Origin of the sequence: Pseudomonas viridiflava, assembly GCF_900602065.1 — a bacterium.
In the GTDB taxonomy this organism is placed as follows: Bacteria; Pseudomonadota; Gammaproteobacteria; order Pseudomonadales; family Pseudomonadaceae; genus Aquipseudomonas.
Window position 1 is genome coordinate 1 of the sequence record NZ_UWFN01000123.1, and the last position, 469, is coordinate 469.

Sequence of the window (469 nt, forward strand, 5' to 3'; positions counted from 1 at the left end):
CGTCTCCATGCCGCGAGCGCTTGAAACATCCGAGATCCCAAGCATTATCGAGCAATACCGACACGCCGCCGCATGCGCAAAACGTGCAGGCTTTGATGGTGTGGAAGTGCACTCTGCCAATAGCTATCTGCTTGATCAGTTCCTGCGCGACTCCACCAATCAGCGAACCGACCAATATGGTGGTTCGATTGAGAATCGCACACGACTCACGTTGGAAGTCACCGCTGCAGTCGTCGAGATCTGGGGGCATGACCGCGTTGGCATTCGCCTCTCTCCCGTGACGCCAGATGCAGGCAACACGCCCTTGGACAGCCAGGTGATGCACACCTATGGCTATCTGATCGAGCAACTGAATTGCTTCCAGCTCGCCTATATGCATTTTGTCGAGGGCGCTACCGCGACGTCACGCACAGTTCCCGAAAACGTTGATCTCGATGCGTTACGTGCACGCTTCAAAGGACCCTACATC

General features: G+C 55.7%; 1 pseudogene. It reads left to right on the forward strand.

The features are described from left to right. Positions 1-469: pseudogene (locus EE949_RS08255) on the forward strand (alkene reductase); the annotation flags it as partial.